The organism is Enhydrobacter aerosaccus, from assembly GCF_900167455.1.
Taxonomy (GTDB): domain Bacteria; phylum Pseudomonadota; class Alphaproteobacteria; order Reyranellales; family Reyranellaceae; genus Reyranella; species Reyranella aerosaccus.
Genome location: NZ_FUWJ01000007.1, coordinates 15,416 through 35,958, shown reverse-complemented (window position 1 = coordinate 35,958; position 20,543 = coordinate 15,416). Strand labels below are relative to the sequence as shown.

Genomic DNA, 20,543 nt, shown 5'->3' with positions numbered 1-20,543 from the left:
CGTGGCATGCCGAATGAGGTGTTGATCGTGGTCGACATGCAGAATGACTTTTGCGATGGAGGCGCTCTGGCGGTTCCCGGCGCAAATGCCGTCGTGCCCTTGGTCAATCGCCTCATCAATCGGTACGACCATGTGGTGCTGACGCAGGATTGGCATCCGCCCGGCCATGCCTCGTTCGCCAGCAGCTGGCAGGACGCCGCTCCCTTCAGCACCGCGAAGTTCCCCTACGGCCCGCAGACGCTATGGCCGGAGCACTGCGTGCAAGGCACCACCGGCGCCGACTTCCATCCCGAACTCCATACCGTCAAGGCGCAGATGGTCGTGCGCAAGGGATTCCACACCGGCATCGATTCCTACTCGGCCTTCCGCGAGAACGACCGCATGACGCGTACCGGCCTCGACGGCTACCTGAAGGCACGCGGCTTCACGCGGCTGGTGTTCTGTGGCCTTGCCTTCGACTATTGCGTCGCCTGGTCTGCCATCGATGCGCGACAGGCAGGCTTCAATGTCGCCGTGGTGCTGGACGCCACCGCGGCGATCGACCTCGACGGCAGCAAGAAGCGCATGATGACCGAACTGCGTCAGGCCGGAATCAATCTTACCGAGACCCCGTAGCCGGCAACGCCGGCTACTGCTTCACCAGTTCGACGCGGCGGTTCTTCGCCTGGCCGTCTTCGGTATCATTGGCGGCGAGCGGGCTGAGCGGCCCGACGCCCTTCGACACTATGCGATCGGCGGCGATGCCGTAGCGGCTGGCCAGGGCCCGGGCGACCGAGTCGGCCCGCCGCTGCGACAGGTCCAGGTTGTAGGCCAGGGTGCCCTTGTTGTCGGTGTGCCCGACGATGAAGACCTTGAGCCCTGCCTGCGACTTCAGCAGCGTTGCCATCTCGGCAAGCTGCTTGTCCGATTCGGGCTTGAGGTCGGCCTTGTCGAAATCGAAATAGATGCCGTACAGGGCGACGCGACCGTCCTTGCCCAGCGCACCGCCGATCTGATCCGCCGATACGAAGGCGAGGTTCTGCTGCATGGCCTTCGTCTCGAGCACATCCAGCATCACCAGCACGCGGCCCTTCAAGGCGGCCGAGATGTCGCCCATCGAGCCGCCGGTCTGGGTTGCCGCGTAGAGGGCGACATAGACGTCGCCGCCGCCTTCCTGGCTCCATGTGCCGACCCACAGGCGCTGGTCCTGATCGGGATCGACATAGTCGAGAACATTGCCGGCAAGAGCGCGGCGCTCGCGGCTGTAAGCGGTGCCCTCGGGCTTCAAGGCCCGCGGAATGCCATGCAGCTTGTAGAATTCCTCCCCGCACGCCTGCTTGCTGCACTCGAACAGCGTCTTGGCTCCCTTCGCTTCGAGCTCGTTCGTGTAGTTGCGAACGACCTCGAGTGTCGAACGGCCCTCGGGGATGACATAGATGGTGCGGGTCAGGCGTCCTTCTACCGTCTCCGTCTTGCTGTAGCGCAGCTTCTTGTCGGGATCGCTGGCATAGCTTGCTCCCACCGTCGGGCCGAGCGGCAATACCAGCTCATCGAAGTCCTTGCGCGTCTGCGCCAGGATGATGGAGCCGGCGTAGCGCGGCAGCAGCTGATCGCCGGAACCGGGGGCATTGGCGGCCAGCTCCTTGGCATAGCGCGGCTCGATCTGCGCCTGCGCCAGGCCGCAGGACCAGGCGAGAACTGCGGCCGCGATCAGGAGCCTGCGCATCACACCCGTTCGAGCGCCAGCGCGATGCCCTGTCCGACGCCGATGCACATGGTGCAGAGGGCGCGCTTGCCGCCGGTCGCCTCGAGCTGGTTGAGCGCCGTGATCATCAGACGGCCGCCCGACGCCCCGAGCGGATGGCCCAGGGCGATGGCGCCGCCATTGGGATTGACGTTTTCGGCGTCGTCGGCGAGGCCGAGCTGGCGCAGCACCGCCAGCGCCTGGGCGGCAAAGGCCTCGTTGAGCTCGATCGTGTCGAAGTCCCCGATCTTCATGCCGAGCTTCGCCAGCAGCTTCTTCGTTGCCGGCACGGGACCGATGCCCATCACGCGCGGCGGCACGCCTGCCGACACGGCAGCGAGAATGCGGGCCCGCGGCGTCAGTCCGTTGGCCTTGGCCGCCGCTTCCGAGGCGATGATCATGGCGCAGGCGCCATCGTTGATGCCCGACGAGTTTCCGGCCGTCACCGAACCGCCCTCGCGGAAGGCGGCCTGCAGCTTGGCCAGCGTCTCCATCGTCGTGTCGCCGCGCGGATGCTCGTCCTTGTCGACAACGTACTCGGTCTTGCCCTTCTTGGCCGCGACTTTGATGATTTCCTTGTCGAAGAAGCCGCGATCCTGGGCTGCCTTGCAGCGCCGCTGGCTGCGATAGGCAAAGGCATCCTGATCGGTGCGGCTGATCTGATGTTCCACGGCGACGTTCTCCGCGGTCTGTCCCATGGCATCCACGCCATAGGCCGCCTTCATCTTCGGGTTGACGAAGCGCCAGCCCAGCACCGTGTCCTCGAGCTTCATCGATCGGTCGAACGGCCCCTCGGGCTTGCCCATGACATAGGGCGAGCGCGTCATGCCCTCGACGCCGCCGGCGATGATCATGTCGGCCTCGCCGAGCTTCACGGCGCGTGCGGCGTGTCCGGCCGCTTCCAACCCGGAGCCGCACAGCCGGTTGACTGTCGCGCCCGCCACCTCGACCGGCAGACCGGCCAGCAGGCCGGCCATGCGCGCGACGTTGCGGTTGTCCTCGCCGGCCTGATTGACGCAGCCATAGATCACATCGTCGACCGCGCCCCAATCGACGGCGTTGTTGCGCTGCATCAGCGCCTTGATCGGATGAGCGGCAAGATCGTCGACGCGCACCGCGGCAAGGCCGCCGTTGTAGCGGCCGACGGGCGTGCGAATGGCGTCGCAAATGAAGGCTTCGGTCATCTCAGGGCCCCACACAACAAGGATCGTGCAGCCCGGTTAGCATCGGCAGCGCCAACTGCCAATGCCTCACGCTCCGCAGGGCCATGCAGCGAAAGGGAAGCGGACTTGCCTAGACGCCGAGCCGGCGGCAGACGGCGTATTGTGCGTAGCCGCGGAACGGGCGTTCGATCGCGGTCAGCGCGCCGGACCGCAGACCCAGCAGCGTCAGTTCCTGCTCGAGCTCGTCGCGGGGCGTGACGTGGAACAGCCTCAGCCAGCCGCGCAGGCCGACCCTGAACCACACCGGCAAACCTTCCTGTCCGCCGAAATCGACGACATGCAGCTCTCCGCCCGGCGCCAGCCACGTCAGGGCGCGCCCCAGCACCGCCTGCCAGCAGGGCATCATCGACAGGCTGTAGGAAACGAAGATGCGCGAGAAGGACGGGACGCCGAACAGCAGGGCGGGATCGAACGCCGTGGCATCGGCGCGCGCCAGCCGGATGTCGTGCGCCAGGCCTTCCTGCTCGAGCGTGCGCCGCGCGGTTGCCAGCATCTCGGCCGAGATGTCGATACCGAAGAACTGCACGTCCGGGTAGGCGCGCGCCGCCACGATCAGATTGCGCGCCGTGCCACAGCCGATCTCGAGCACCCGGCTGCCCGCCGGCGGGGCCAGGCGGGCGATCATCCGGTCACGGCCCAGCAGATAGTATTTCCGCGTTGCGTCGTAGACATGACGCTGCCGACGGTAGATTCGGTCCATCAGCTCCGACGAGACAATGGCTTCGGCCACGGTTCAGCCCTCGAACACATAGAGATGGAAGCCGCCGTAGATGGCCGAGCGGTCGCGCTGGCCCAGCGATTGCGACAGCTCCGCCTCGTAGCGCCAGCGCTGCAGCAGGCTGTCGTCGAGACGTCCCGGCAGCAGCGACGGCTCGGCGGCGGTACGGAAAATGACCCGTGCCCCGGGACGCGCGGTGCGAGTGATCTCCGTCCACAAGGCGTTGAGCTGGTCGTCCGTCATCCAATCCTGGGCATCGAGCAGCACGTAGCGATCTGCCGAGCCCGATGGACAGCCGGCGAGATATTCGGTGATCGAGCGGTTCAGGACCTCGACGCGATCGACCCGCGCGCGCAAGGCATCGAAGTGCTCGCGCCGCAGGTACGGCGGCAACGGACCGCTGGCACCGTCGGCGTAGGATCGGCCGAATGCCTGCCAGGCAAAGTAATTCTGTTCGAGACTGAAGCCGCAGGCGAGTCGTTCCAGCCGCTGGCGCAGCACATGGCGCATGTCCGTGCCCCCGGCCAGTGCGTCGTACTGCGCCGGAGGAATGCCAAGACCATAGAGCGACAGGCGGTTGGCCGTCGCCCAGCGCACGGCACGCTTGTCGAACAGCGGCGCCAGCGTCGTCTCGAAGAAGTGGCGCTGCTCTTCGAGCGACCGTGCACTCAGGAGATCGCGCAGATCGACGCCGTAGAACCGCGCCACCGCATGGCCGAGGCCGATGAACCGGCCGAGCACGCCGTGCCTGTAGGCATTGCGCTCGAAGATGGAAATCCGCCGCCGGCCCAGCTGGTTCAGGCTGCGGCCCTCCCAGTAGGTCCGGCTCTGCAGGTCGAGATACGGCGCGATCAGCCGCTCGTAGGCGGCGACATTGGCTTCGTCGTCAGCCGCGCCGAAGAAGCGATAGAACGCCTCCCAGGACGGCAACCGGCTGGCAGCGACCAGCTTCAGCCGGTTGAGCGCGACATGGGCAAGGCTGAGATCGAGCGCCGTAATATGCGCCGGATTGGCCGTCAGATACGACAGGACATTGCAGCCGCCCGAGGCGATGGCGACGACATGGTGGTCGGAGCCGAGTGCCAGCGCCTCGAGGTCGATCTCCGGGTCTTCCCAGATCTGCGTGTAGACGAGGCCATGGAACAGCCGTTCGAACAGCCTTTCCAAAAGCCCTTCACGAGATAGAGCGCGATTGCGCCGCACCGCTTGCTTGAGGCGGACGTGACTCTCCGCACGTGGATCTATCAACCCGAACTTCTCCGGCCCGATTCAATCCCGTCACTATGCCGGTATTGGATGCCGGTTTTATGACATGCTCATCCCCAGCTCAGGCCTTCACCAGCCTCAGCCGGGGCACTTCATTGGTGACGAGGCCGCGATAGATTTCGAGATATTCCTCGGCCATGCGCCGCGCCGTGAAGCGCTCCTCGAAGCGGGCTCGAATTTTCTGGCGCGACAGCAGGTCGAGCCGATCACGGATGGCATCGGCAGCCTCGACCTCGTTCTTCACGATCAGTCCCGTGAGGCCGTCTTCGACGATCTCCGGCACCGATCCGCTGCCATAGGCGACGACGGGTGTCCCGCAGGCCATGGCCTCGATCATCACCAGTCCGAACGGCTCCGGCCAATCGATGGGCATCAGGAGAGCTCGCGCCCCGCTCAGAAAGCCAGACTTCTCGCGATCGCTGATCTCGCCGATGAACTCGATGCCGGGCAGCTTGAGCATCGGTTCGATCTCATGCTCGAAATAGGCCCGATCCACCGGATCGACTTTGGCAGCGAGCTTGAGCGGCATCTTGCATCGAACGGCGATGCGGATCGCCTGATCCGGAGCCTTCTCAGGCGCCATGCGACCGAGAAAGGCAAGGTAGTCGCCCTTCACCGGCCGAGGGGTCAGGAGATTCTCGGGCAGGCCATGGTGGATCGTCTTGACCCAATGCGCCTGGGGCAAAGGCTTGCGCTGGCTATGGGAGATCGAGATCACCGGCACGGATGGAAACGCATCGAACACCGCCTGATGCTCCGGAAGGTCCAGCCGCCCGTGCAGGGTGGTCACGAAAGGGGCGGACTGACGCGAGAAGAGCGAGAACGGATAGTAATCGAGATGAAAGTGCAGGACGTCGAATTCATCGGCGCGCTGCCGCACATGTTCAAGCATCGCCATATGCAGCGCGACCGGGTCGCGCACGGCGCCATCCAACCGTAACGCCTGCGGCCACATCGGCTCCAGCTTGGCCTTGGTCAGGGAGTCGCCGCTGGCAAACAGTGTGACATCGTGGCCGAGCTCCACCAGCTCTTCCGTCAGCCAGGAGACGACGCGCTCCGTGCCGCCATACAGTTTGGGGGGAATTGCCTCGGTCAGCGGAGCAATTTGCGCGATACGCATACACGTAACCTCCTGGTTGACGGCGATTTGGCGGTCTCTCTGGTCAAGGGAAAATGCGGTGAGCGTGCGGCAGCCCCTTTTTGGTCACAGCGAAATCGATCTGTTCATGCCGCCGAATCCGATCCTGCAGCATTAGGCTGTGGCAATGCTCAGCCTTTGTAATTACGCGGGGCGACCCGTCGCGTTCCTGTTGCGCTATGTCGGTCGTCGGCCGATGGCGCATGCATCAATCCTAGCCGCGGTCCTCGCAGCCGTAGGGTGTTCCGTCAGCACCCAGTATGCGGTAAAGTTTCTGGTCGATACTCTCGCGGCGGGGCGCGCCCACCCCGGCATATGGATTGCGTTCACGATCCTGGTATCGCTGGTTGCGGCAGACAACCTGCTCTGGCGGGTCGGAGGATGGATCGCGAGCCACGCCTTTGTGCGCGTAAGCGGTGACCTGCGAGGCGAGCTGTTTCGCCATCTGACCGGCCACGCACCCAGCTATTTCTCCGACCGGCTGGCAGGGACGCTCACCGGCCGGATCACCGCGACCTCGAACGCGGCCTTCGCCGTCGAAAATCTCTTTATGTGGAACGTGCTGCCGCCCTGTGTGGCGACAGCGGGAGCCCTTGCCTACCTGATCGCCGTCAGCCTTCCCATGGCAGCGGTGCTGACCACGATCGCCGCGATCCTCATCGTCGTTCTGTTCAGGCTCGCGGCGGCGGGTACGCCTCTTCATCACGGTTTCGCCGACAAGGCCGCCCGCGTGGAAGGAGAACTCGCCGATGTGATCGGCAATATGCCGCTGGTCCGCACGTTCGGGGCGATGGCGCGGGAGCATGCGCGGTTCGACGAGACCGTCGGCCAGGAAATGACGGCCCGTCGCAAGAGCCTGCTCTACCTCGAGCGCCTGAGGCTGCTGCATGCCGCCGTCGTCATCATCCTCACGGTCGGCATGCTCGCCTGGGCCATCCTGCTATGGCAGCATGGCCGGGCCACGACGGGCGATGTGGTCCTGGTCTGCACGCTGGGCTTCACCATCCTGCATTCCACGCGCGATCTCGCCGTGGCCCTCGTCGACGTGACACAGCACATGGCTCGATTGTCCGAAGCCATCGCCACCCTGCTGCAACCGCACCAGATGAGCGACCATCCCGAAGCGACCCCGCTCGAACCGACGCATCGGGGAATCGATTTCGAGAAGGTGTCGTTTGCCTATCCAGGCGGCGACAAGGTGTTCGAACATCTCGACCTGAGCTTCGAAGCCGGACAGCGCACGGGGTTGGTCGGGCCGTCTGGCGGCGGCAAGTCGACCATCCTGTCGCTGATCCAGCGCTTCTACGACGTCGACGACGGCCGCATCCTGATCGATGGCCAGGATATCAGGCGCATCACCCAGGACAGCATGCGACGCGCCATCTCCTTCGTGCCGCAGGATATCAGCCTCCTGCACCGCTCGGTGTTCGACAACATTCGTTACGGCAAGCCGGAGGCGACCCAAGCCGAGGTGATGAAAGCGGCCGAGGCCGCCTGCTGCCGAGACTTCATCGAGGCACTGCCACAGGGCTTCGACACCGTCGTTGGAGATCGCGGCGCCCGTCTGTCCGGTGGCCAGCGTCAGCGCATCGCCATCGCCCGCGCGCTTCTCAAGGACTCGCCCATCCTGCTGCTCGACGAGGCGACCTCCTCGCTCGACAGCGAATCGGAGGAGGCGATCCGTCAGGCGCTCGACCGCCTGATGGAGGGGCGCACCGTGATCGCCATCGCGCATCGACTTTCGACGCTGCGCAACTTCGACCGGATCATGGTCCTGCAGGCGGGACGCGTCATCCAGGAAGGCAAACCCGACGAACTGCTGCATCGCCGCGGCCCCTACCGCATGCTTATCGACGAGGAACTGGCGCGCCTGACGCGACGGGCCGCCGCCTGAAAGGACCGACTTGACGGGTTTACCGGTTAGGTAGAGGCTGCCGCCATGACGGCGCGCAGCTTCGTCCTCTTCGACACACCGATCGGCACATGCGGCCTGGTCTGGGCCCCCACCGGCATTTGCGGCCTGCAGCTTCCGGAGAAGACGCCGGCAGCAACGCGGACGCGGCTGCGGCGACGCTGGCCGGAGGCCGAGGAGACCGCACCGCCGCCTGATGTGCAGACGGTCATCGATCGGGTCGTGACCCTCCTCAAGGGTGAGCCAATCGACTTGTCCGATGTTCGGCTCGATCTCGATGCCGTACCGCCGTTCCATCGTCGCGTCTACGAGGTGGCGCGCGCCATCCCGCCCGGGCAGACCATGACCTACGGCGAGATCGCGCGCCGGCTCGACGCCCCGCACGAGTCGCGCGAAGTGGGTCAGGCCCTTGGCCGCAATCCAATCGCCATCATTGTCCCCTGCCATCGTGTTCTGGCCGCCGATGGCCGGATGGGCGGCTTTTCAGCCAGTGGCGGCGTCGCCACCAAGCGACGCATTCTCGAGATCGAGGGTGCCGCTGCCCTGGGAGCCGGGCCCCTGTTCGAGCGGCTTGGACGCCCCGGTGGCTGACTGGACGTTCGATTGCCGTCGCGCGGTGCGGCATCTCAAGACCTCGGATCCGGCTCTCGGGGCCATCATCACGAACGTCGGCCCGTTCGTCATGGAGTTGAAGACTTCGCGCAGCCTGTTCGGCGCGTTGGCCGAGGCAATCGTCTATCAGCAGCTCTCGACCAAGGCTGCGGCTACCATCTACGGGCGTCTCGAAGCTCTTTTTCCCCGGAGCATCGGCGGCTTCACGCCCCGGGACATTTTGCAGACTCCTGTCGACAAGTTGAGAGGCGTCGGTCTGTCGGCAGCCAAGGTGCTCGCACTGCACGATCTGGCGCGGCGCGTCGACAATCAGGAATTGCCCACGCTGCAACAAGCAAATGAACTGGAAGATGCGGTCCTCATCGAGCGTCTGGTGCAGGTCCGCGGCATCGGCCGCTGGAGCGCCGAGATGTTCCTGATGTTCAGGCTCGGGCGTCCGGACGTCCTGCCGCTCGACGACTACAGCCTGCGCAAGGCCTACGCCGCGGCCTTCGGCAAGCGGCAGCTGCCGGCACCACGAACATTGGAAAGACACGGCGAGAAGTGGCGGCCCTATCGTACGGTGGCCAGTTGGTATTTGTGGCGCACACTCGATCTGACGGACAAGTGAAGGCGCGTTCATCTGCGCCACTGGAGTGACACATCGGCCATGACATAATCAGCGTCATGGCACTACCCTTCTCCAATACCGTCGATCGCACGCTCGAACGCCTGCGTACCGCTTTCATCCAAACCGCCCGTGGCGCCCGCGAAGCCGTCGGAGCACCACTTCGCCCCGATCTCCCCGAAGATGACGTTCCCCGGCTCAAGGGCCGCATCGATGCCTGCCTCGAGGGCAAGGGTGGCGAAACGGCACGGCGTGCACGGGCTGCCGAATTGGGGGAAGCCTATCTGTCGCTGTCGGCGACGGGCCGACGCAAGTTTCTGCTGACGCTGGCCCACGACTATGGGCTGACGCGCGAAGCGGCAATGGCCCGGGTCGAGCAATGGCGCAATTCCAAGGAAGCGCCGCGCTCTTTGGTCAAGGCGCTCGAACCCCCGGCAGTTCATCTGCTGCGTGAATTCGTCGGCGTTCCGGAAGGCGTGAAGTTCGTGGTCGATCTGCGCGCGGAGCTGATGGTTCTCGGCAAGACGGACGTTCCCGCCCGCACACTGGCCGAGGATCTGCGGCCGTTGCTGGGCGCCTGGTTCGATGTCGGCTTTCTCGATCTCGTACGCATCGACTGGCGGTCCTCGGCGGCCCTGCTCGAGAAGCTGGTCGCCTACGAGGCCGTTCACGCCATCCGCTCCTGGCGCGACCTCAAGAACCGCCTCGATTCCGACCGGCGCTGCTTCGCCTTCTTCCATCCGCGCATGCCCGATGAACCGCTGATCTTCGTCGAGGTCGCGCTGGTGAACGGCATGGCCGGCAACGTGCAGCGATTGCTCGACGCCAAGGCCGAGACATCGGATCCCGAACATGCCAATACCGCCATCTTCTATTCGATCTCCAACTGCCAGCGCGGTCTGGCCGGCATCAGCTTCGGCAACTTCCTGATCAAGCGCGTGGCCGAACAGCTTTCCCGCGACCTGCCGAACATCAAGGATTTCGCCACCCTGTCGCCGATACCCGGCCTGCGGAGTCACATCGATGGTCGGTTGAAGAACGAGGGCGACGGCGCGCTGACACCGGGCGAGATCGCTTCCCTGGTACCGGTCACCAACAACAAGGCGACCGGCGCCGCTGCCGTGCGCGAACTGCTCGACAAACCCGTGTGGTGGGAGGTGCCTGCCATCGACAAGGCATTGCGGCCAATCCTGACCCGCATCACGGCACGCTATCTCACCGGCACTGACGAGAGCGGGCGCGCCCTCGATCGCGTGGCGCATTTCCATCTCGGCAACGGCGCGATCGTCGAGCGCATCAACTGGCTCGCGGACACCAGTACCAATGGCCTCAAGCAGTCCTACGGCCTGATGGTGAATTACCGCTACAAGCTCGGCGAGGTCGAGGCCAACCATTCCGCCTATGCCAACGGCCGTGTGGTCGCGAGCCGCGAGGTCCGTGCCATGGCGAAGGCCTGAGCGTCGCACCGCGTTGAGCGAGAGGCCGGCGACGGCCTCTCCCCCTATCGAACCGCGGCTTTCTCCCCGCGCACCAGGTGGTCGATTCGCTCGACCACCTGTTTGAAGCGATCGAGGTCGCGGCCCTTGAGGCGTTGGCGCAGCGACTGCTGGGCAACGCCGAGAGGGTTGACGGGCAAGCCAGCGCGTCTCAGTTCGAAATGCAGATGCGGGCCGGTCGACAGTCCCGTGCTGCCGACGAAACCTACCACCTGGCTCTGGCGCACCTGCACGCCGGGCCTTATGCCGGGCGCCAGACGGAGAAGATGGGCATAACCGGTCGCCAGTCCGCCGCCGTGCTGGATCTCGACCCAGTTGCCATAGCCGCCGTTGGGACCAGCCTGCACAATCTTGCCGTCGCCGGCCGCGAGGACCGGCGTCCCGGGCGGGGCCGCGAAATCGACGCCCTCGTGCATGCGCGTGAAGCCGAGAAGCGGATGCATACGACGGCCGAAGTTCGAGGAAATCGTCACCCGCGCCAGATCGAGCGGCGTGCGCAACAGCGCCTTCATCACGCTCTCGCCATCGCGGTTATAGAAGAACTCCCGCCCACCTTGCGGCTTGAAGCGATAGACACTGAAGCTCTGCCGGCCACCGCCGGTCGTGAGCCGCGCCCACAGCAGCCGACCGTCATCGATCCGCTGGCCGTCTTCCGTCCAGGATTGTTCGATCAAGGTGGCGAAGCGGTCGCCAAGCTTGATGTCATGCTGGAAATTCACGTCCCAAGAGAAGGCGTGCAACAGTTCCGTCAATGCCTTCATCGGCAGATCGGCCGCATGCAGGCTGGCAATCAGTGAGCCGCGAATGGTGCCGGCGGCATGCATCACCCGTTTCACTGTCTCGAAGACCTTCTCCGAGACACGATAGGCGCCGGAGTCGAGCCGCTCGAGCAAGAGCTGCCGGGTCACCTCGGGGCGGATCGTCAGCCCCTCCAGCGACGGCGCACCATCACCGGCAGCGGCGAGGCGGGTCCGCACCTGGATCTCCTGTCCGGCCGGCAAACGCCTGAGGCTCAGATGCGGCGCGAGCGCCGCCAGTGCACGGTTGATTTCTTGTCGATCGAGGTCGAGGCCACCCAGAAGACCGGCCAGCGTCCCACCCTTGGCGAGATGCAATTGGGATTCACGCACCACGTCTTGCGATGCCATCGCCGGTGGCGGCGGCAACTCATCCGGTGGCGGAATCTGCGACGCCAGGAAAGCATCCGGATCAGGCGCTCTCGACTCGTCACGCGGCTCGGCTGAAATGGCCGCGACGGGCTCTGCTAGGCGAAGTCGCGACAGGTCGAGCATCGGCAGGCGCTGCATCGTCGCGACGATGAGAACCGAGGCTGCCACCACGACGGCGACGCTGAAAGCGAGGCCGAGCTTTCCAGGCTGTCGTTGCCGCGGCGGCCGCAATACCACGAAGGTCGGCGCTTTCGGCGACGCGGCAGGATCACGCCGCGATGCCAGCGACACGACGGTGGATGGACGATTCTCTCCCGCATGCGGCGTGTAATCCGCACGAGCAGCCTGATGGGGCATCCGCACTCCCTGAGGGGCAAGGGGTGAAGCGCTGACGTCTTGGTATTCGGTGCACGCACTCCGGCGGAGAACGTGCGAAGTCGTCGGCAGTGCCGATCGACTCGTTGTGTCCTTTCCTATGACATTCGGTCTGCAGTCACAAGGGCGGCGGTGGCGCCGACCCCACGCGCGCCCTCCACGCTCGTCGAGCAGCTCGCTACTTGTTCAGATAGTTCAGCTTGAGGCCCGGTCGCGGCCATTCGAAGCTCACCAGCTTGCCGGTCATGGAAAGCGTGGCATAGGCCGTCCGCAGATCCTCGCCGCCGAAGCAGACATTGGTGACCATCGGATCGGGCAGCTTGTACTGCGTCACCGACTGGCCGTCGGGCGAGATGTCGCTGACCGCACCGGTGATCAGGGTCGCAACGCAAATATGGCCCGCGGAATCCACGGCGAGGGAATCGAACATCTGATAGCCGCCCAGGCCGGCGATCACGCGGCCCTTCTCGCCACGATAGGGACCTTGCGCATCCTTGATCACGCCAGGTGACGCGAGTTTGAATGCCCAGCAGCGCGCCGTCGGCGTCTCGACGACATACAGCGTCTTCTCGTCCGGCGACAGGCCGCAGCCATTGGGTCTTTCGAGCGGGAAGACTTTTTGCTCGATCCTGGAGCCGTCCGCCTTGGCGTAATAGACCGCGCCACGATCGCTGTCGTAGTCGCGCGTCTTGCCAAGATCGGTGAACCAGAAGCCGCCATCCTTGTCGAAGACGAGATCGTTCGGCCCATTCAGCTTGCGGCCGTTGCAGGAGTCGTACAGCGTTTCGAACTTGCCGGTTTCCGGATCGACAACCTGGATCGAGCCGCCCTTGTAGTTCGCCGGCTGGGTGCCGGGAAACAGGCGGCCGTCCGGCCGCTCGATCCAATTGAAGCCGCCGTTGTTGCAGACATAGATCTTGCCGTTCGGACCCATGGCGGCGCCGTTGGGGCCGCCACCGAGCTTGGCGATGATGTGCTGCTTGCCATCGGACGTCACGCGCGTGAGCGTCTCGCGCGCGATCTCGACCAGGATCACCGAGCCATCGGGCATGGCGATCGGCCCTTCGGGAAAACGCAGCCCCGAAGTGATTTCCTTGTATGGCGTCATGAGCGTCTCCTCGACTTATTTTCCTTTGAAGCTCGGCTTGCGCTTGGCCAGGAACGCCGCCACTCCCTCTTTGAAGTCGGCGCTGCGTCCGAGTTCGCGCTGGAAATCGCGTTCGACGTCGAGCTGGGCCGAGAGCGTGTTTTCCGACGCCCGGTTCATGGCCTCCTTGATGCGCGCCAGCGCCAGGGTCGGCCCATCGGCCAGACGCCGGGCCAGTTCGGTGGCCGTCGTCATCAGTTCGGCATCATCGACCACGTCCCAGATCAGGCCCCACTGCTTCGCCTGCTCGGCCGGGATCTGCGGAGCCAGCATGGCCAGCGCGCGGGCCCGGGCATCGCCCACCAGCCGCGGCAGGAACCATGTGCTGCCGCCGTCCGGCAGCAGGCCGATACGCGCAAACGCCTGCAGAAACGAGGCCGACTTACCGGCAACGGCGATGTCGGATGCCATCGCGAAGCTCATGCCGACGCCGGCCGCAACGCCGTTCACCGCGGCGACGATCGGCTTCGGCACCGCGCGCATCGTGCGGATCACCGGATTGAAATACTTGTCGAGCGCCGCGCCGGAATCCGCGGTGGCACTGGCCTCGCGGTCGGGATCGGCGAGATCGGCGCCGGCGCAAAAGCCGCGCCCGGCGCCGGTCAGCAGGACGGCCCGCACCGTGGAGTCCGTCGCGAGTTCCTCCCAGCACTGCTTGAGCTCGGCGATCATCTTCCGCGAAACAGCGTTCAGCTTGTCCGGCGCATTGAGGGTCAGCGTGGCAAGGCCATCGGCCTTGGCCAGAGTTATCGTCTCGTAAGTCATGTCGTTCATTGCCCCGTGAAATGTGCCGGTCGCTTGGCGAGGAACGCCGCGACCCCTTCCTTGAAGTCGGCGCTGCGCCCGAGCTGCCGCTGGCTGTCCCGTTCGAGATCGAGTTGCTGGTCGAGCGTGTTGGTTGCCGCCGCGTTCAACGCGCGCTTGATGGCGGCGTAGGACAGCGTCGGTCCGGCCGCCAGGCGCGATGCGAGACGCATCGCCTCGGGCAGCAGCGCCTCGTCGTCCAGCACCTGCCAAATCATGCCGATGCGCTCGGCCTCCTCGGCCGGCACCGATTGGCCCAGCATGCCCAGCGCACGCGCGCGGGCATCGCCGACGATATGCGGCAGGAACCAGGTTCCGCCAAGGTCGGGAACCAGAGAGATCCGCACGAAGGCCTGGTCGAAGCGCGCCGACCGCGCTGCCAGCACGATGTCGCAAGCCAGCGCCAGGTTGGCGCCGCCCCCGGCCGCCACGCCGTTGACGGCGGCGATCACCGGCTTGGGTAGCTCGCGAATGGCGCGGATCATCGGGTTGTACAGCCGCTCCATGACCAGGCCGAGATCGGGCTTGCCGTCCGGCCCCATCACCGTGCCGACGCCGCTGCCGGCAAGATCGGCACCGGCGCAGAAGCCGCGCCCTGTTCCCGTGATCAGCACGGCGCGGACTCCCGGCTCGACCAAGGCCCTGTCGAGTTGCTCGATGATCAGGCCGATCAATTCCTGGCTCATGGCGTTCAACCGTGCCGGGCGGTTGAGCGTCAGTGTCAGAACCCCGCCCTCCAATGCGGTCAGCAGGGGCTCTTCTTCCTTGGGTATCGCATCCATGCGCGCACACTGGCATGCGTCCCGGCCCGCGCCAACCGGTCGCGTCGCAGGGCGGCACGTCGTCCCGTATGTCGGGGCAATGTCGAAGATTCTGATCCTGGTCGGCACCGAGTCCGGCAATGCCCAGATGGTGGCCGATGCGCTGAAGCCGGTCCTCGAGACCGCCGGCCACGCCGTCGATGTCAGCGACAAGGCCGCATCGTCGGCCGATCTCGTGGCGCACGATGTTCTGCTGGTGGTGTGCGCGACCCACGGTTCGGGCGACATTCCGACCAACATCCTGCCGCTTGCCGAAACGCTGGAGCAGGCCAAACCCGACCTCTCCGGCCATCGCTATGGCGTGATCGCGCTCGGCGACATGACCTATCAGGACACCTTCTGCGGCGGCGGCAAGAAGCTCGATCGGGTGCTTGAACTGTGCGGGGCCCGAAGGATCGGAGATCGCCTCGAGGTCGATGCGTCGACCCAGCCGCTGCCGGACGAGGAAGCCCTGACCTGGATCGAGAGCTGGAAGAGCCTCGTCTAGGAATCAGAGGCCCTTCAAGGCAGTGTAAACACTTCTACAGGCTCGGGCACGCCGCGCAGCGTGTGCTTGCCCATCGACACCATGGGCTGGGTCGTGGCGTCCTTGAACTCGGCCGAGGCCAGGACCGGCACCCCGGTTTCCTTGGTGAGGCTTTCGAGCCGCGCCGCCCGGTTCACGGCCGGGCCGATGACGGTGAAATCCAGCCGATCCTCGGTGCCGACATTGCCGAACGTCACGGGCCCGATATGCAGGCCGATGCCGAAGCGCAGCGGCTCATGCCCGCCCGCGGCACGCGCCTCGTTTGCGGCGCCGATATCATCGATCAGCTGACGTGCGGCACCGAGCGCGTTCGCCGTCACCATCGGCAGGAACAGCGCATCCTCGGCCGGGAAATAGGCCATCACGCCATCGCCGATGAACTTGAGGATCTCACCACCATGCTTCGTCAGCGCGTCGCCGACGAGCTGAAGATAGTTGTTGAGGAGCTCGATGAGATCGCCCGAGGCCATGCGCTCGTTGAGGCCGGTGAAATCGCGCAAGTCCGAGAACCACAGCACGGCGTTGATCTCCCGGCCGTCGCCGCGCTTGATCAGGCCGCCCATGATCTGTTCGCCGACGATGCGGCCGAGATAGGTATCGAGCAGGGTCGTTGCCAGCCGCTGATTGATGCGGCTCTCGAAGACCGGGGCGAGATAGTCCATCAGGCGATGGAACTTGGCCAGATCGGCCTCGCTGAAACCATCGGGCCGATCGGTCGTGAAGGTCAGAGCGGGAGAGCGGCCATAGGCCACGCGCATGGGCGCGGCATAGTAATCGGTGCCGCCCGCCGCCGCGATCTCGTGCAGGACCTCGTGGTGGTTCTCCGTCAGCCCGTCCAGCCGATAGCGCACCGGTCTGCGCGTCTCGGCCAGCTCCTGCATCGGGCTGCCGATATAGGCGGAGGTGGTCTCGATGCCGTGCGGCCGGCCGCCCAGCTGCACCTTCTCGCCCCGGCGCCACTGGATGGCGAAGGAGCGCCACTGCGGATGGATCGCCTGCAGGCCGATCGTAAAGCGCAGCAGCGGCGCGCCCGCGGCCACCATGCGGTTGGCCAGCTCCTCGACCAGCCTGCCGGGGTCGGCAATGAGCCGACCCTCATGCACCAGCCAATCGACGACCGGCTCGACCTTCCAGTCGAGTGTCGCGCTGGCCCCCGAATCAGGCACCGACCACCGCCTGTACCTCCTCTCCCGACGTCCGGTAGATCTTGTTCGTCGTGAGATCGGCGATCTTCTCGATATTGGCCTCGACATCCTCGATGGTCGGCGCACGGCCTTCGATCCGCACGCCCGGCGCCTCGCGGTACTCGATACGCGCGAAGTAGCCGGCACCTGCGCTCCAGATCTCGCCGGTGCGCTGGCACTGCTCGCTGCACAGATAGGCGACCATCGGCGAGACGTACTCCGGCTTGAGCTTCTCGAGCGCCTCGGGCGTCATCAGGCTTTCGGTCATGCGCGTCCCGGCGACCGGCGCCAGCGCATTGATGAAGACGTTGTACTTCTGGCCCTCGAGCCTGAGCGCGTTCATGAAGCCCACCACCGCGAGCTTGGCGCCGCCGTAATTCGACTGACCGAAATTGCCGTAGATGCCCGAGTTCGACGAGGTCACCACGACGCGGCCATAGGCCTTGTTGCGCATGATCGGCCACGCCGCATGCGTGACATAGGCGGTGCCGAGGAAGTGCACCTTCACGACGAAGTCGAAATCCTCGACCGTCATGTTGTGGAAGGTCTTGTCGCGCAGCACGCCGGCGTTGTTGACCACGATATCGACGGTGCCGAAGGAATCGACGGCGGTCTTGACGATGTTGGCCGCGCTCTTGGGATCGGCGACCGAATCGTAATTGGGAACCGCCACGCCGCCGGCCGCCTTGATCTCGGCCACGACCTGGTCGGCGGCGGCATGGTTGCCGCCCTTGCCGTCGACCGCTCCGCCCGGATCGTTGACCACCACCTTGGCGCCGCGGCTCGCCAGCAGCAGCGCATGGGCACGACCGAGTCCGTTGCCGGCGCCGGTGACAATGGCGACGCGATTGTCGAAGCGAATGGTCATCTTTCTCATCTCCCTCGAATTCTATTGGTCCGGGAGAGGTTATAGGACCATCGCCGGCGGGAGACACCATGTTGGGTCTCCGCCGGCGGTTTCAACCCTCTACGCCGCAGCCCTCAAACGCGTTGCAGGATCACCACGGAAGCAACCGCCTCCTCCATGCCGATGACGCCGCCGCCGTTCTCGGCCAGGGCGATCTCAGCACCCTTCACCTGACGCGGCCCGGCCTCGCCGCGCAATTGCGCGGTGAGCTCCGCCAGCATGGAAAGCCCCGTTGCTCCGACCGGATGGCCCTTCGAAACCAGCCCGCCCGAGGTGTTCACCGGCAGCGTCCCGCCCGGCCCCGTCGCACCGGAGGCGACGAACTTGCCGCCCTCGCCTTCGGGACAGAAGCGCAGCATTTCGCATTGGTAAATTTCGCAGAAGCTGGTGGCGTCGTGCACTTCGGCGACATCGATGTCCTGCGGCGCCACGCCGGCCATCCTGTAAGCCTTGTCGGCGGCGGCGCGCGTCAGGCCGGGCTTGTCGAGGTCGCGGTACATGCCGCCCGAGAAGCCGACGCCCGCGATCTTCACCGCCCGCTCCCGCACTGCCTTCGGCAGCTTCTCCAGATATTCCTTCGAGCACAGCAAAGCCGCGGCTGCGCCGTCGCCGATCGGCGCGCACATGGCGCGCGTCAGCGGATAGGAGACGGGGCGGTCCTCCAGCACCGACTGCGGCGTCATCTGAAAGCGATACTGCGCCTTCTCGTTCAGGGCCCCATAATTGTGGTTCTTCGCCGCACCGATGGCGATCTGCTCCTGCGTCGTGCCGTACTTCCACATGTGCCACTTGGCCTGCATGGCGTAGGTGTCCATGAAGATCGTGCGGTCGTCGCCGGGCTTGAATTCCGAGCCGACCATCGCGGCCACGCGGTCCATCTCCGCCACCAGCCGGTCGTGCTGGCCCGTGATGTAGCCCTGGTTGAACAGGTTCGAGGTGCGCTCCGGCGCCTCCGGGCTGAACAGCTTGTCGATGCCGAGGCAGAAACTGAGCTCATGCGTGCCGGCCAGCACATCCTTCCAGGCGCCCATGAAGGCGGTCGAGGCGGTGGCGCAGGCATTCTCGACGTTGAACATCGGCACCCGCTCGGGGAACAGCCCCTCCTCGACCAGGGGCTGGAACAGGGCCTGGCCGCGGATCGAGTTCTGGCCCCAGAACACCATGCCGCAATTGCCCACCCAGCCGGATTCGATATCCGCCCCGGTCTTCATGCCGGCATCCGAAAGGGCGCCGAGATAGGCCTCCCGGGCCAGCGCCTCGAAGCTCATGCCGGGGTGCTTCTTGAAGGCGGTCGTATAGGCGCCGACGATGTAGACATCGCGCATTTTCAGGTCCTCTGGGCGTTTCCGTTGGTTGGCTTTGGCCGCATTTGAGCGTATCCAACGGCCTTACGCTAGGAGAACCGACATGGCTGCCCAGACGGCTTCCCACGCCCCGGCCAAGGCCCCGCACGTGGACGAGACGATCGCCGAATTGAAGGCGCTCTACGGCGATCGCGTCAGCACCGCGCCGGCCGTACGCGAACAGCACGGCAAGGACATCTCCTATCACGAGGCCCACCTGCCCGATGCCGTCGTCTTCGCCGAATCGGCCGAGGAGGTGCAGCGCATCGTGCAGATCTGCGCCCGCCACAAGACGCCGATCATCCCGTTCGGCACCGGCACGTCGCTCGAGGGCCATATCAGCGCTCCCAACGGCGGCATCTCGCTCGATGTCAGCCGCCTGAACAAAGTGCTGGCGGTGAACAGCGAGGACCTCGACGTGGTGGTGCAGCCCGGCGTGACGCGCAAGCAGCTCAACGAATACATCCGCGATACCGGCCTGTTCTTCCCCATCGATCCCGGCGCCGACGCCTCGATCGGCGGCATGACCAGCACGCGCGCCTCGGGTACCAATGCCGTGCGCTACGGCACCATGCGCGAGAATGTGCTGGCGCTGCAGGTCGTCACCGCCGATGGCCGGCTGATGCGGCTGGGCCGCCGCTCGCGCAAGTCGAGCGCCGGCTACGACCTCGTGAAGCTGTTCGTGGGCTCGGAGGGCACGCTCGGCGTCATCACCGAGGTCACGCTGCGCCTCTACGGCATTCCCGAATCGATGGTCGCCGCGACCTGCGCTTTCGACACGCTGGAAGGCGCGGTGAACACCGTGATCCAGACCATCCAGTCCGGCATTCCGGTGGCGCGCATCGAACTGATGGACACCTACACCGTCGATACGGTGAACAAGTATTCCAAGCTCGACCTGCCACCGAAGAACCTGCTGCTGCTGGAATTCCACGGCACCGAGGCCGGCACCAAGGAACAGGCCGAGATGGTACAGGCGATCGCTGCCGAGAATGGCGGCGGCAATTTCGCCTGGACCAACCAGGCCGAGGAGCGGACGAAGATGTGGCAGGCCCGGCACGATGCCGCCTGGGCCGCCAAGGCCGCCCGGCCCGGCTGGGGCATGTGGGCGACCGATGTCTGCGTGCCGATCTCGCGCCTCGCCGAATGCATCCTCGAGACGCAGAAGGATATCCAGGCCAACGGTCTCTATGCGCCGATCGTGGGCCATGTCGGCGATGGCAATTTCCATCTCACGATGATGATCGACCCCGATGATCCGACCTACCTGCCGCGCGCCGAGGCGCTGAACGACCGCCTGGTGGCGCGGGCGCTGGCGTTGGGCGGCACCTGCACCGGCGAGCACGGCGTCGGCATCGGCAAGATCAAGTTCCTCTACGAGGAGCATGGCGAGGCGATGTCGCTGATGCGCTCGATCAAGAAGGCACTCGACCCCGACAACATCATGAACCCGGGCAAGATCATGGGCCCGATCAACTAGGGGCTGCCCGCTACGCGCAGGCATGGCCGCACGCGCGCGGCCGGAAGTCGTTCATCGAGACCGGCAAATGCGAGGCCGAAGCGGATTGAAGG

Annotated in this window: 19 protein-coding genes; 7 read left to right on the top strand and 12 right to left on the bottom strand. The window is 65.4% G+C overall.

All coding sequences use genetic code 11. The features are described 5' to 3' along the window. Positions 1-6 precede the first annotated feature (6 nt). Positions 7-615, top strand: coding sequence for a bifunctional nicotinamidase/pyrazinamidase (gene pncA / locus B5D62_RS21715; RefSeq protein ID WP_085936051.1), 609 nt, complete (start codon positions 7-9; stop codon positions 613-615). Between the two features lie 13 nt (positions 616-628). On the opposite strand, the gene B5D62_RS21710 is transcribed toward pncA, so the two are convergent. The 5 genes from B5D62_RS21710 to B5D62_RS21690 all read right to left on the bottom strand — a co-directional run bounded on the left by B5D62_RS21710 (position 629) and on the right by B5D62_RS21690 (position 6,050). After that, the gene (locus tag B5D62_RS21710; protein WP_085936050.1) at positions 629-1,705 is read right to left on the bottom strand and encodes an OmpA family protein; all 1,077 of its coding nucleotides are present in this window, start codon (positions 1,703-1,705) and stop codon (positions 629-631) included. After that, complete coding sequence (gene pcaF, locus B5D62_RS21705) at positions 1,705-2,907, bottom strand: 3-oxoadipyl-CoA thiolase (protein ID WP_085936049.1); 1,203 nt, start codon at positions 2,905-2,907, stop codon at positions 1,705-1,707. Before pcaF ends, B5D62_RS21710 begins: the two co-directional genes overlap by 1 nt. A 109-nt stretch (positions 2,908-3,016) precedes the next feature. Next, the gene (locus B5D62_RS21700) at positions 3,017-3,676 is read right to left on the bottom strand and encodes a class I SAM-dependent methyltransferase (protein ID WP_218191201.1); all 660 of its coding nucleotides are present in this window, start codon (positions 3,674-3,676) and stop codon (positions 3,017-3,019) included. A 3-nt stretch (positions 3,677-3,679) separates the two neighbouring features. Next, positions 3,680-4,831, bottom strand: a complete 1,152-nt coding sequence (locus B5D62_RS21695; RefSeq protein WP_218191199.1) for a BtaA family protein — start codon at positions 4,829-4,831, stop codon at positions 3,680-3,682. A 160-nt stretch (positions 4,832-4,991) separates the two neighbouring features. Further along, on the bottom strand, positions 4,992-6,050 hold the full coding sequence (locus tag B5D62_RS21690) for a glycosyltransferase family 4 protein (RefSeq protein ID WP_085936048.1): 1,059 nt from the start codon (positions 6,048-6,050) through the stop codon (positions 4,992-4,994). 145 nt (positions 6,051-6,195) lie between these two features. On the opposite strand from B5D62_RS21690, the gene B5D62_RS21685 reads away from it, so the two are divergent. From B5D62_RS21685 to B5D62_RS21670, 4 genes are read left to right on the top strand one after another with little or no spacing between them, the layout of a single operon-like run. After that, complete coding sequence (locus B5D62_RS21685) at positions 6,196-7,962, top strand: ABC transporter ATP-binding protein (RefSeq protein ID WP_085936047.1); 1,767 nt, start codon at positions 6,196-6,198, stop codon at positions 7,960-7,962. 45 nt (positions 7,963-8,007) lie between these two features. Next, positions 8,008-8,571, top strand: coding sequence for a methylated-DNA--[protein]-cysteine S-methyltransferase (locus B5D62_RS21680; protein ID WP_085936046.1), 564 nt, complete (start codon positions 8,008-8,010; stop codon positions 8,569-8,571). Further along, the gene (locus B5D62_RS21675; RefSeq protein WP_139374015.1) at positions 8,564-9,202 is read left to right on the top strand and encodes a DNA-3-methyladenine glycosylase family protein; all 639 of its coding nucleotides are present in this window, start codon (positions 8,564-8,566) and stop codon (positions 9,200-9,202) included. The genes B5D62_RS21680 and B5D62_RS21675 overlap by 8 nt, the downstream gene beginning before the upstream one ends. Positions 9,203-9,258: 56 nt before the next feature. After that, positions 9,259-10,656 carry a malonyl-CoA decarboxylase domain-containing protein gene (locus B5D62_RS21670; RefSeq protein WP_085936045.1) on the top strand — a complete coding sequence of 466 codons (1,398 nt, stop codon included), beginning with the start codon at positions 9,259-9,261 and terminating at the stop codon, positions 10,654-10,656. Positions 10,657-10,700: 44 nt separating this feature from the next. On the opposite strand, the gene B5D62_RS21665 is transcribed toward B5D62_RS21670, so the two are convergent. The 4 genes from B5D62_RS21665 to B5D62_RS21650 all read right to left on the bottom strand — a co-directional run bounded on the left by B5D62_RS21665 (position 10,701) and on the right by B5D62_RS21650 (position 14,972). After that, positions 10,701-12,221: a M23 family metallopeptidase gene (locus tag B5D62_RS21665; RefSeq protein WP_085936044.1), complete on the bottom strand. Its 1,521-nt coding sequence runs from the start codon at positions 12,219-12,221 to the stop codon at positions 10,701-10,703. Positions 12,222-12,417: 196 nt separating this feature from the next. Further along, entirely contained in the window at positions 12,418-13,347 is a 930-nt protein-coding gene (locus B5D62_RS21660) for an SMP-30/gluconolactonase/LRE family protein (RefSeq protein WP_085936043.1), read from the bottom strand. Between the two features lie 15 nt (positions 13,348-13,362). After that, a complete protein-coding gene (gene paaG / locus B5D62_RS21655) occupies positions 13,363-14,151 on the bottom strand; it encodes a 2-(1,2-epoxy-1,2-dihydrophenyl)acetyl-CoA isomerase PaaG (RefSeq protein WP_218191198.1) in 789 nt (262 codons plus the stop codon). Between the two features lie 5 nt (positions 14,152-14,156). Next, positions 14,157-14,972 (bottom strand): enoyl-CoA hydratase-related protein, encoded by an 816-nt coding sequence (locus tag B5D62_RS21650; protein ID WP_085936041.1) that lies wholly within the window; start codon positions 14,970-14,972, stop codon positions 14,157-14,159. 79 nt (positions 14,973-15,051) lie between these two features. On the opposite strand from B5D62_RS21650, the gene B5D62_RS21645 reads away from it, so the two are divergent. Next, positions 15,052-15,498 carry a flavodoxin domain-containing protein gene (locus tag B5D62_RS21645; RefSeq protein ID WP_085936040.1) on the top strand — a complete coding sequence of 149 codons (447 nt, stop codon included), beginning with the start codon at positions 15,052-15,054 and terminating at the stop codon, positions 15,496-15,498. A 14-nt stretch (positions 15,499-15,512) separates the two neighbouring features. On the opposite strand, the gene B5D62_RS21640 is transcribed toward B5D62_RS21645, so the two are convergent. The 3 genes from B5D62_RS21640 to B5D62_RS21630 form a co-directional block, all read right to left on the bottom strand. Continuing rightward, positions 15,513-16,703, bottom strand: coding sequence for an adenylate/guanylate cyclase domain-containing protein (locus B5D62_RS21640; protein ID WP_170921064.1), 1,191 nt, complete (start codon positions 16,701-16,703; stop codon positions 15,513-15,515). Beyond that, complete coding sequence (locus B5D62_RS21635) at positions 16,696-17,589, bottom strand: SDR family oxidoreductase (protein ID WP_139374014.1); 894 nt, start codon at positions 17,587-17,589, stop codon at positions 16,696-16,698. Before B5D62_RS21635 ends, B5D62_RS21640 begins: the two co-directional genes overlap by 8 nt. 113 nt (positions 17,590-17,702) lie before the next feature. Beyond that, on the bottom strand, positions 17,703-18,953 hold the full coding sequence (locus B5D62_RS21630) for a thiolase family protein (RefSeq protein ID WP_085936037.1): 1,251 nt from the start codon (positions 18,951-18,953) through the stop codon (positions 17,703-17,705). Positions 18,954-19,035: 82 nt separating this feature from the next. On the opposite strand from B5D62_RS21630, the gene B5D62_RS21625 reads away from it, so the two are divergent. After that, positions 19,036-20,451 (top strand): FAD-binding oxidoreductase, encoded by a 1,416-nt coding sequence (locus B5D62_RS21625; protein WP_085936036.1) that lies wholly within the window; start codon positions 19,036-19,038, stop codon positions 20,449-20,451. The last annotated feature ends 92 nt before the right edge of the window (positions 20,452-20,543 follow it).

Excerpts from the sequence above, each read along its gene's own strand:
- pncA (WP_085936051.1), top strand. The coding sequence starts at position 7 with ATGCCGAATGAGGTGTTGATCGTGGTCGACATGCAGAATGACTTTTGC.
- B5D62_RS21710 (WP_085936050.1), bottom strand. The coding sequence starts at position 1,705 with ATGCGCAGGCTCCTGATCGCGGCCGCAGTTCTCGCCTGGTCCTGCGGC.
- pcaF (WP_085936049.1), bottom strand. The coding sequence starts at position 2,907 with ATGACCGAAGCCTTCATTTGCGACGCCATTCGCACGCCCGTCGGCCGC.
- B5D62_RS21690 (WP_085936048.1), bottom strand. The coding sequence starts at position 6,050 with ATGCGTATCGCGCAAATTGCTCCGCTGACCGAGGCAATTCCCCCCAAA.
- B5D62_RS21685 (WP_085936047.1), top strand. The coding sequence starts at position 6,196 with ATGCTCAGCCTTTGTAATTACGCGGGGCGACCCGTCGCGTTCCTGTTG.
- B5D62_RS21680 (WP_085936046.1), top strand. The coding sequence starts at position 8,008 with ATGACGGCGCGCAGCTTCGTCCTCTTCGACACACCGATCGGCACATGC.
- B5D62_RS21670 (WP_085936045.1), top strand. The coding sequence starts at position 9,259 with ATGGCACTACCCTTCTCCAATACCGTCGATCGCACGCTCGAACGCCTG.
- B5D62_RS21665 (WP_085936044.1), bottom strand. The coding sequence starts at position 12,221 with ATGCCCCATCAGGCTGCTCGTGCGGATTACACGCCGCATGCGGGAGAG.
- B5D62_RS21660 (WP_085936043.1), bottom strand. The coding sequence starts at position 13,347 with ATGACGCCATACAAGGAAATCACTTCGGGGCTGCGTTTTCCCGAAGGG.
- paaG (WP_218191198.1), bottom strand. The coding sequence starts at position 14,151 with ATGACTTACGAGACGATAACTCTGGCCAAGGCCGATGGCCTTGCCACG.
- B5D62_RS21650 (WP_085936041.1), bottom strand. The coding sequence starts at position 14,972 with ATGGATGCGATACCCAAGGAAGAAGAGCCCCTGCTGACCGCATTGGAG.
- B5D62_RS21645 (WP_085936040.1), top strand. The coding sequence starts at position 15,052 with ATGTCGAAGATTCTGATCCTGGTCGGCACCGAGTCCGGCAATGCCCAG.
- B5D62_RS21635 (WP_139374014.1), bottom strand. The coding sequence starts at position 17,589 with ATGACCATTCGCTTCGACAATCGCGTCGCCATTGTCACCGGCGCCGGC.
- B5D62_RS21630 (WP_085936037.1), bottom strand. The coding sequence starts at position 18,953 with ATGCGCGATGTCTACATCGTCGGCGCCTATACGACCGCCTTCAAGAAG.
- B5D62_RS21625 (WP_085936036.1), top strand. The coding sequence starts at position 19,036 with ATGGCTGCCCAGACGGCTTCCCACGCCCCGGCCAAGGCCCCGCACGTG.